General features: G+C 60.7%; 9 protein-coding genes, 2 tRNA genes and 1 pseudogene. 6 read left to right on the plus strand and 6 right to left on the minus strand.

Features of this window, described 5'->3' with window-relative positions; all coding sequences use genetic code 11:
• The first annotated feature begins 30 nt into the window (after positions 1-30).
• The 4 genes from AC3ANQ_RS23260 to AC3ANQ_RS23275 all read left to right on the plus strand — a co-directional run bounded on the left by AC3ANQ_RS23260 (position 31) and on the right by AC3ANQ_RS23275 (position 4,585).
• Entirely contained in the window at positions 31-1,386 is a 1,356-nt protein-coding gene (locus AC3ANQ_RS23260; RefSeq protein WP_488303217.1) for an FtsW/RodA/SpoVE family cell cycle protein, read from the plus strand.
• Between the two features lie 508 nt (positions 1,387-1,894).
• On the plus strand, positions 1,895-3,097 hold the full coding sequence (locus AC3ANQ_RS23265; RefSeq protein WP_488303218.1) for an MFS transporter: 1,203 nt from the start codon (positions 1,895-1,897) through the stop codon (positions 3,095-3,097).
• 604 nt (positions 3,098-3,701) lie between these two features.
• Positions 3,702-4,118: an ArsR/SmtB family transcription factor gene (locus AC3ANQ_RS23270; RefSeq protein WP_488303219.1), complete on the plus strand. Its 417-nt coding sequence runs from the start codon at positions 3,702-3,704 to the stop codon at positions 4,116-4,118.
• Positions 4,115-4,585 (plus strand): SRPBCC family protein, encoded by a 471-nt coding sequence (locus AC3ANQ_RS23275; protein WP_488303220.1) that lies wholly within the window; start codon positions 4,115-4,117, stop codon positions 4,583-4,585. Before AC3ANQ_RS23270 ends, AC3ANQ_RS23275 begins: the two co-directional genes overlap by 4 nt.
• A 14-nt stretch (positions 4,586-4,599) precedes the next feature.
• On the opposite strand, the gene AC3ANQ_RS23280 is transcribed toward AC3ANQ_RS23275, so the two are convergent.
• Complete coding sequence (locus AC3ANQ_RS23280) at positions 4,600-5,469, minus strand: rhomboid family intramembrane serine protease (protein WP_488303221.1); 870 nt, start codon at positions 5,467-5,469, stop codon at positions 4,600-4,602.
• Between the two features lie 21 nt (positions 5,470-5,490).
• Positions 5,491-6,033 (minus strand): peptidylprolyl isomerase, encoded by a 543-nt coding sequence (locus AC3ANQ_RS23285; RefSeq protein ID WP_488303222.1) that lies wholly within the window; start codon positions 6,031-6,033, stop codon positions 5,491-5,493.
• Positions 6,034-6,186: 153 nt separating this feature from the next.
• Between AC3ANQ_RS23285 and AC3ANQ_RS23290 the strand changes: the two genes are divergently transcribed.
• Both AC3ANQ_RS23290 and AC3ANQ_RS23295 read left to right on the plus strand, forming a co-directional pair.
• A complete protein-coding gene (locus AC3ANQ_RS23290) occupies positions 6,187-7,149 on the plus strand; it encodes a hypothetical protein (protein ID WP_488303223.1) in 963 nt (320 codons plus the stop codon).
• 122 nt (positions 7,150-7,271) lie between these two features.
• Positions 7,272-8,156 carry a glycosyltransferase family 2 protein gene (locus AC3ANQ_RS23295; RefSeq protein ID WP_488303224.1) on the plus strand — a complete coding sequence of 295 codons (885 nt, stop codon included), beginning with the start codon at positions 7,272-7,274 and terminating at the stop codon, positions 8,154-8,156.
• 39 nt (positions 8,157-8,195) lie between these two features.
• Here AC3ANQ_RS23295 and AC3ANQ_RS23300 read toward each other — a convergent pair.
• From AC3ANQ_RS23300 to AC3ANQ_RS23315, 4 genes and pseudogenes are all read right to left on the minus strand, one after another.
• Positions 8,196-9,102, minus strand: a pseudogene (locus tag AC3ANQ_RS23300) (DMT family transporter).
• A 66-nt stretch (positions 9,103-9,168) separates the two neighbouring features.
• Positions 9,169-9,244: transfer RNA gene (locus AC3ANQ_RS23305), tRNA-Ala, on the minus strand.
• A gap of 73 nt (positions 9,245-9,317) precedes the next feature.
• Complete coding sequence (locus AC3ANQ_RS23310) at positions 9,318-9,434, minus strand: DLW-39 family protein (protein WP_265978190.1); 117 nt, start codon at positions 9,432-9,434, stop codon at positions 9,318-9,320.
• A gap of 57 nt (positions 9,435-9,491) precedes the next feature.
• A tRNA-Ile gene (locus AC3ANQ_RS23315) sits at positions 9,492-9,565 on the minus strand.
• Positions 9,566-9,629: the final 64 nt, after the last annotated feature.

The raw sequence follows: 9,629 nt of genomic DNA on the forward strand, positions 1-9,629 counted from the left end.
CCCGCCGCAAATCCACGAAAGAAGATGTCAATGAGCCAGCAAGCGATTCTGGCGAAGCCTCGCCGGAACGTAGAAATGGTTCTGCTGGTACTCGCCCTTGGGGTTGGCATCGGAGCCATCGCAATGACCAGCGTGGACAAGAAGGAAGCCCTCGACTTTGGCTTCTGGCTCCAAGCCGGAACGTTGACGGCGCTGGCCGGGGTCTTCCACGTTGTCCTGCGGTTCAGGGCACGGTATGCGGATCCGGTGATCCTCCCGATCGTCGTGGCTTTGAACGGCTTGGGCATCGCCATGATCCGACGCTTGGACGCGTCAACCGGTAGCACTGCCGGGACCAATCAGCTCAACTGGACGATCGTCTCGGTCCTGGCCGCGGCCGCTGCGCTGTGGCTGCTGAAAGATCACCGGATACTGCGCCGGTACACCTTCATTGCACTTGCCGTCAGTGCCGCCCTTCTCATCCTTCCCCTCGTCCCGGGCATTTCCGCCGGCGATATCAACGGCGCGAATGTCTGGATACGCGTCGGGTCCCTGCAGTTCCAGCCCGGGGAGATCGTGAAGATCACGCTCGCCATCTTCTTCGCGGGATATTTGTCCTCCAACCGGGACTTAATCTTGCTGGCGGGCAGGAAATTCGGGCGCCTGCAGTTTCCCAGAATCAAGGACACGGGGCCGATGATCACAGCTTGGGCCGCGAGCGTAGGCGTACTGGTCTTCCAGCACGATCTAGGCATGTCTATATTGCTCTTCGGGCTGTTCATGGTGATGATCTACGTTGCCACGAGCCGAGCCAGCTGGTTGGTTCTCGGCCTGGTGCTCATGGCTGTGGGCGGATACGCCGCGGCGAAGATCTTCTCCCACGTCGGCTTGCGGATCGACGCTTGGGTCAATGCCTTCGACGCCCAGGTGTACACCCGCTTTCCCGGAGGTAGCGCCCAGATTGTCCAAGGCCTCTTCGGAATGGCCGACGGCGGCCTGATCGGAAAAGGCCTCGGGCTCGGAAGCCCTGACCTTGTGCCCTTCGCCAACAGCGACATGATCATCGCCTCCTTCGGGGAAGAACTAGGCCTGATAGGGCTGTTCGCCATCGTGCTGCTCTATTTGCTGCTTTTCACCAGGGGATTCCGGGCCGCGTTGGGCATCCGGGATGCGTTCGGGAAACTCCTGGCCTGCGGGCTGTCCTTCACCATGGCGATTCAGTGCTTCATCATCATCGGCGGTGTCACCCGCCTTATTCCCCTGACCGGACTGACGACGCCGTTCCTCTCCGCGGGCGGGTCCTCGCTCCTTGCCAACTGGATCATCGTCGCCCTGCTGCTGCGGATCAGCGACGCAGCCCGCAGGCCTCAGGCGATCGCTTCCCAGGACGAACACGTCTCGGCCTGACGCGCGTCATCAGTCATCCGATTGTTACGTGCCACACACCGAGGAAAGCACCTTCCGGAAGTCCCTTGCCGGGTTGGCGACACGTTTCCAGCACCCGTGACACATAGATAGTGTCTGGCATGCGAATGAGCGTGAATCTCCCCGCGGACCTGATGGGGGTCCGCGGGGAGGCGTCCTACATGGATCGTATGTCAGGCCGTGCCGCAGACCGTGGGCGTGGGTATCTGATGCTTACCGACCGCACAAGGCACGCGCAGGGATCCAAGGATCCCTGCAAGGCGTGCGGCTGGATCTGAGACCCCGGCCGCACGCCGCCCTACAACATCAGATGCCACGGAACTCGGGTCTGGGGTCCGTGGCCCACAGCAGTTGAGGCAGGTTCCATCATCACCGTGATTCCCTCACACATGTGCCCGATGATGGTGCACCCCCTGGAAATCAAGGTCCAGCGTGAGGGGCATCCCCTGCCCTCTATGTGGACACCGCAAGTCCTTCCTGAATTGCAGCAATGATGGGCGGTCAAGAGCTCCGCCAAGAAAATCTCTGGCAGGTCTTGGCCGCAACAGTCCCTTCGTCATTTCTTTCCCAGCTGGGGTTTTACGCAATCTTGCCCCTCCTCCCGGCCCTGCTGGCCGGTCGATGGCACGTTACTGCCGGATGGGAGACCGGTGTTGCTCTCTTTGCTCTGTCGGCCAGCATGCGCGCCGCTGCGGTGCTGTTGAGCAGAATGATGTGGACATGGCCCTTGCGACTGTCCGTCTGTGGAGGGCTCAGCATTTCAGCACTGTCCTTCGGATCCCTAGGTCTTGCGAACCAGGTGGCCGTCGTCGTTCTTCTCCTTGCTGTGGCGGGAGTCGGGATCAGTGTCAGCGGAATGGCACTTCGGGTCTTCGCCACAGAATCACTCCAGTCCTTTGATCGGAGAACGACCGTCTTCTCCGCAATCCAGGTGGGCGCAAATCTGGCTGCAGCAACTGGCCCACTTCTGGGTGCGCTGCTCCTAAGCGGCTCAGCGGCTGCCCTTCTTTGGTGGGTTGCGGCAGCATACCTTGCTGCTGCCATCGTTTCTGCGATTTTCATTCCCTCAACACGACCGCTTACCTCTACGGAACGGCCACCGCTCACAAAGGAAACGTTCACCGCGCTTATCCTGGATCGGAAAGTCCGGGCAGCCGCGACCACCTCCGTGACTGGTTGTTTCCTCTACGCGCAGCTCTTCTCAGCGATCTCGATCCACCTCCTCTCCGTTGCCGAGTCCGGCGCACTAAGGTCGTCGATCTTTGTCGTAAACGCCTTGTTGGTGGTAGCCATCCAGGCTCCCATCAGCATGCTCATGAACAGAAGAATGCGCGGTGGAACAGCCCCCTTTGCATTCATGCGCGGAGGAGTTGCTATCTTCGCTGGCGCGTACCTCGTTATGGCCCTGTTAGGGGGCTCACTTCCTGGAATCCTGCTTGCGATGGTTATTTTCTCAATAGCGGAAGCCTTCTTTACACCCATGTTGAACACTGTTTTCGCAGGCATCGGCGGTCACCGCTCGCAACTCGAGCTCTTCAACATGCGACAAATCTCCACGAGCATCGGCGAATCCGCGGGCAGCCTCGTTGGCGGCGCGGTGTTCACCCTGTCCCAAGCTGCTGGTTGGAACACGGCCTATTGGGGTGCACTCGCCGTGCTTGCCATTTCAGTGGTCAGCCTGGTCCGCAAGTGACAGATGACAAGCAACTTGAGAAATTGCAATCGTCGGAGTTACACACTTAACAACAGGCAGCTACCCACAAGTTATCCACAGCTGGGGAAAAGTATTGGCTTCACCGTGGAAAACTCCCGGAACGGCGCGCTTCCAGGGCAACCGGGAATCGGCGAACTACAAAGGTGTGAGTTATTAACAATGTTGATAACCCTGTTGATACTGAGCTCCGACCACTGCCAACAGTGAGGTTGTCCACACACCCTTGAATTGCTGGCTTCTTATCCACATAACCACAGGCAGGTTGGCAAAAGTTATCCACAACTGTGGACGTTAGTCCCCAGGGGAATCCGCCACCCCCGCCATCTCGGCCCACACAGCCAATCCACAACGGAACTACATCCTTGTAAGTTACACACATTGTGGATAACCCCTGTGGAAAACACGTCCAGGGTCTTGACGGTCTTCGTGAGCAGTCCTAGGCTTTGTGTATTCAACGGTCTAGTTGATAAACCGCGTATTTGAATAACACGATTTAAAAGGCAGCTAGTTGAGAAAGCAGACTGCTTGCGTGCCGCGGAAAGCCATCCGCGACGCTCGAGCCTGAGCCTGGCAGGGGAGACGCATGCCGGAAACTGTTGGAGCAGCAGTGCTGGATCCTGAAGACCAGCTCAATAGGGCCTTCATGGCACTCGCCGATCCTGTCCGCCGCAGGATACTGGCGCGATTGGCCTTGGGCGACGCAACAGTCACTGAGATCGCCCAGCCATTCACCGTCACCCTCCAAGCCATTTCAAAGCATCTACAGGTGCTGGAAGGCGCCGGGCTCATCATTAGGAGCAGGGAAGCGCAGCGCCGTCCCTGTCACCTGAACACCACGGCGCTGGGTCCCTTGGCTGAGTGGATCGAGAACTACCGTCTTCAGGCCGAAGAGCGTTTCGCCCGGCTGGACGAGCTATTGGCCAGTGAAACACCGTCAGCCGGAGAGGCCACTGCTGACTTGGCCGGCGGGGACTATCCGGAAAAGGAGAAGGAACAATGAGCATCAACACAACAACCATTGACGTCACGGCCGGCACGCCGTTCATCGACACCAGCCGCGACTTCGACGCCGCACCAGATCGCGTGTTCCGCGCTTTCACGGATCCCGAACTTGTGGTCAAGTGGCTGGGACCGCGGCGCTTGGAAATGCGTCTAGAGTCCTACGACGCACGGACCGGCGGCAGCTACCGCTACGTACATTCGGACGGCGAAGGCAACGAGTTCGGCTTCCGCGGGGTCTTCCACGAAGTCCAGGAACCCTTGAGGATCATCCAGACCTTCGAATTCGACGGCGCCCCCGGTCAGGTCACCCTGGATACCACCAGATTCGAGGATCTCGGGGGCCGCACGCGCGTCGTGCAGCGCTCGGTGTTCCCCTCGGTCGAGGCCCGGGACATGGCGGTAGCCAGCGGCATGGATGCGGGCATCAAGGAATCGATGGATCGCTTGGAGGAACTCCTAGGCTAAAACGCTAGGAGCGGCTAGCCTGCCGTGGCCCGAAGGACGGTGGCCAGGACCAGAATCCCGGCCACCACTGCCATGCCGGCTGTCTGGAGCAATGCCTGGCGCGGTCCACGCGGAACAAAGGCGATGACAGCCGCCGACAGAGCACCCGTAACGAGCCCGCCCAAGTGGGCCTGCCAGGCGATACCGGGGACCAGGAAACCAATGGCTCCGTTGATGGCGATAAGGATCCACAGCTGCCTTGTGTCTCCGCCGCGCCGGCTTTGGACCACCAGGAGTGCGCCAAACAGGCCGAAGATCGCGCCGGAAGCGCCTTCCACTCCGGTTGGAGGCAGCATGGGTGTTAGGAGCAGGAAACCCACAGAGCCACCGACTGCGGACAGTAGATAAACGGCCAGGAAGCGAATGCGCCCCAGAACGGGCTCAAGGACTTGGCCAAAGATCCAGAGCATGTACATGTTGAGCACGATGTGCAGGACAAAACCCTGTGAATGGACAAAGGCAGAGGTCAGCATCCGCCAGGGTTCGAAGGCTCCAAAGTGCGGAGTGGCGTAGACGGACGCGAAGGCGAGTTGATCCTCCACCACATTGCCGGGAATCAACCACTGAAGGACGTACACCAGGGCGCAAAGCCCAATAATCACGTACGTCGCCAGGGGCCGGCCCGTCGAAATGGCGCCGCCATACGCGGAGCGCGCGGCCGGCGTCGAACGCTTTATTTCATTGACGCAGTCAATGCATTGGAACCCGACGGCGGCCGCCCGCTGGCATTCGGGGCATGCAGGACGCCCGCAACGCTGGCACCGCACGTAGGAGGGCCTGTCCGGGTGCCTGGGGCACACCGGAATGTCTGCGGACGGCTCTGCCGCCGGGATTCCGTAACTCATGTGTTGTTCAGGCTCCGGGGATCAGAGCTGAACGATGTCGATGCTGCTGATGACGACGTCTTCAACGGGGCGGTCGCCCATGCCGGTGCGGACGGCCTCGATGGCGTCGACAACCTTCTTGGACTCTTCGTCGGCAACCTCACCGAAGATGGAGTGCTTGCCGTAGAGCCAGTCAGTGTTGACCGTGGTGATGAAGAACTGGGAACCGTTGGTGCCCTTGCCCATCTGGATCCCGGCGTTGGCCATGGCCAGCTTGTAGGGGGCGTTGAAGTTCAGCTCGGGGTGGATCTCGTCATCGAACTTGTAGCCCGGTCCGCCGATGCCGCGGCCGAGGGGATCGCCGCCCTGGATCATGAAGTCTTTGATGATGCGGTGAAAAACGGTGCCGTTGTAAAGCGGGGTACCGGTCTTGTCTTCGCCGGTCTCCGGGTGTGTCCAGGACTTTTCGCCGGTGGCCAGGCCTACAAAGTTGGCGACCGTCTTTGGCGCGTGGTTGCCGAAGAGGTCAACTACGATATCGCCGAGGCTCGTGTGGAAAGTTGCTTTTGCGGTTGCGATGGTCATAGCGCCATTCTTCCATGCAGGGTCAACGGCGAGGCGGCCAGGGAGCCGGTTCCGCGCTCGGTGAAATCTTCCGCGAATCCGCTGGATCAATAGCCGGTGCCGGTCAAGCGACGTAGGCTAACAACAAACGAGCATGTTAATCGGGAGGTAGTTGTGAAGAAATCGGACCGGATTGCCCGCGAACTTGAACACACCGTTGCGAATGGTGTTGAGAATGCCAAGGACTGGGCGACGCCGCGCGTCGAAGCAGCTGTGAATTGGGCGGTTCCCCGTATCCAGCACGGCATCGACACCGCTTCGCCGAAGCTCCAGGAAGGTCTGAAATCGGCCGCCCACAACCTCGCCGACGGCGTTGCGACCGTCACGCCGAAGCTCCAGGAAGGCCTGGCGAACCTCGCACCGCGGATCCATGACGCCGTCGAGGACGCCTCGCCCAAGATCCAGGAAGCACTCAATAAGGCCACACCGGCTCTCGGCCACGCCCGGGACAAGGTTGTTGAGGAGTACCTGCCTAAGCTCTCCGAGCAGCTCGGTCAAGCCTCCGAAGTTGTCCACCACGTCCTTGAGAACGCACCCGCGCAGGTGGATGCCGTCGCCCAGAAGCTTGTTGACTCGGGAGTGGTGCACAACCTCCAGGAGCAAGCACAGGCCACCAAGGCCCAGCTGAAAGCCGCAGCCGAGGAAGCCTCAAAGGCGGTCTCGAACGAACTCGCCAAGACCAAGAAACCCAAAAAACGCGGACTCTTGATCTTCACTGTTCTGGCAGCAGCAGCGGCCGCCGGAGTTGCCGCATGGAAGGCCAGCCGACCCGTGGAGGACCCGTGGAAGACCCCGGTCCCAGTGACACCTTCACCGGTTCCGGCCGCCGCGGCAGCAGAGAAGGTTGCCGAGAAGGCCAACGAAGCCGCCACCAAGGTAGCTGAGAAAACCGAGACTGCAACCGAAAAGGCAAAGGACGCCGTCGAGGACGCCAAGGATGCCGCTGCAAAGGTGGCAACCGACGCCAAAACAGCGGTGAAGAACATCGCCGCCAGCCTGCACAAGGACGAGGCAGGCAAGGACGAGGCCGGCAAGCACGAGGCAGCCACGGACGAAGCAGGAAAACACGAGGCCTAGGCGAATGCCGTACGCGCTTCACGTTGAAGGGACTCCGGTTCGCCGGGGTCCCTTCTACTGTTTGGACACATGTCACCGAAGGCTTCCTCAGCGGACACCGGCCTGATGCTAGATTTATGGGGATGCCAGCCGATAGATCTTCCGCAAATGCAGCCAGTGACGCAGCCGTCGCACCCGTGAAGCCGAGCGTTTCAATCGTCATCCCGGCGTACAACGAAGAGAGCGTCATCCGGCAATGCCTTATCGCGGCCGTTTACCAGTCGGTGCCTGCGGACGAGATCATCGTCGTGGACAACATGTCCCAGGACCGCACTGCCCAGATCGTCCAGCAGATGCAGCAGGAGTACCCGGAGAGCCCCATCATCCTGTTGAGCCAGGGCAAGGCACAAGGACTCATCCCTACCCGCAATTTCGGCCTCAACAGCGCCACATCGGAGATCCTTGGCCGGATTGATGCCGACTCCGTCCTGGAACCGGACTGGGTTGAGCAGGTCCAGAATGCCTTCGCGGATCCTTCTGCCCAAGCGGCTACGGGTCCCGTGGTCTACTACGACATGCCCATGCGTCGGTTCGGGCTCAAAGCCGACGACAAAATGCGCCAGCTCATGCTTCGGCTTGCGAAGCACCAGTACCATTTCCTTTTTGGCTCCAACATGGCGCTTCGCCGCTCCGCGTGGGAAACCATCCGCGACGAGACCTGCCGGGACGAGAAGGACGAGATGCATGAGGACATCGATCTTTCCCTGCACCTTGCCGACCACGATCTCAGGGTGCAGTACTGGCCGCAGATGGTCTCCGGCATGTCTGCCCGCAGGCTCGAGGACTCACCGCGCGACTACCGGTATTACGTGACCCGCTTCGACCGCACTTACAAGGCCCACAACGTCAAGAAAATGGCGTTGAAGGCCCCCATGGTGGTGTTCTTCTCGGTCTATTTCCCGGCGAAGCTGCTCCGGGCCATTCACGCAGCCAACACGAGCCAGGGCGCGCGCCGCGGCGGCATGTAGCAGCACGGACGGTCACCTTCCGTCACGCGGTACCCGGGCTCAGTCGGTACCTAGCTCGGCGATCTTGTCTTCGGGGCCGGCTTGGCCGCGCCGCTGACCGATTACGACGACGGCGAGTCCGGCCAGAATCAAGGCTAGCCCCGCGTAGGTCCCGGAGGGCAGGGTCTCGCGCAGGAATACCGCGGCCAGAAGGGCTGCGCCGGGAATCTCCAGCAGGATGATCATGGAGACCAACAGCGGGCTCATCGTGGCCAGAAGGTGGTTGAAGGCCGTGTGGCCCACCAGTTGCGCGCACGGTGATGGCCACAATCCCCAGCCAGCCGCCGGCGTCGAACCCTACGAGCGACTGGCCGCCCGCGAGGGCCAATACGGCAACAATGGCCGCGCAAATCCCGTAGCAAAGCGTCGTGTAGGTCCCGGTCCCCATGCTCTGACGCGCCTTGCCTCCGGCCAAAGTGTAGAGCCCGGCCAGTGCGCCTCCAGCGAGGGCCAGGACGTCACCAAGGAAGGCTTTCGGTGAGGTTCCCATATCGAAGCCTGTGATTGCCGCGACACCGGCCAGTGCGATGCCCAGGCCTACCAGTACCGGCCAGCGGTGCCGAGTGCCGCGAAGGAGCTGGAAGACAGCGATCCATGCCGACTGCAGGCACACCAAGGCGGTGGCGGCGGCGACAGACGTCAACTGAAGGGCGGTGATGAAGCAGGCGAAATGGAAGGCCAGCGCGACCGCCGCGACGGCGGACCAGATGAACTCGTGACGTGTTATCTTCCGAAACTGCCTTGGTTCGCGGATCAGGACCGGGGAGGCCATGACGACGGCGGCGATTGCGTTGCGCCAGAAGGCGATAGCTAGTGCCGTGACAGACGTGGCGCCGAGCGTTCCCGCGATGAGGGGTCCGGATGATGCGACACCGAGCACGCCCAAAGCAGCAACAATGAAGTTCACGGTTCAACCTTAGTGAAGTGGTTAACGCAAAGAGTCCCGGTCATTTCTGACCGGGACTCTTTCTTATGGTGGAGGCACGGGGACTCGAACCCCGAACCCCCTGCTTGCAAAGCAGGTGCGCTACCAATTGCGCCATGCCCCCATAAGAAGCAACCCGTCCATACTACCCTAGATCCTTCGATGGTTTTCACCCATGTCCAGACCGGGCGTCCTAGCTAGTCAACCGTGTCGGTTGCCTTGCTCCAGACCGTTTTCCGGGCCTCGGATTCCTGCACCTTTTTGTAGAGCAGGACGCCTGCGACCGCAGCTGCAACTATGAGCAACTTCTTCACACGCACCCCGTTCCGATTCAGTCTCCTGAACCTTTGGCAAAACCTGTGCAGGTTCCGTGGGCGTACCAGGACTTGAACCTGGGACCTCTTCGTTATCAGCGAAGCGCTCTAACCGCCTGAGCTATACGCCCCGATACCTCTTCGGGCCGAGACATGACTTTACAGCACATCCCGGCCCGATCTCAAATCGAGGTA

The sequence above is a fragment of the Arthrobacter sp. DMZ02-1R genome, from assembly GCF_057747935.1.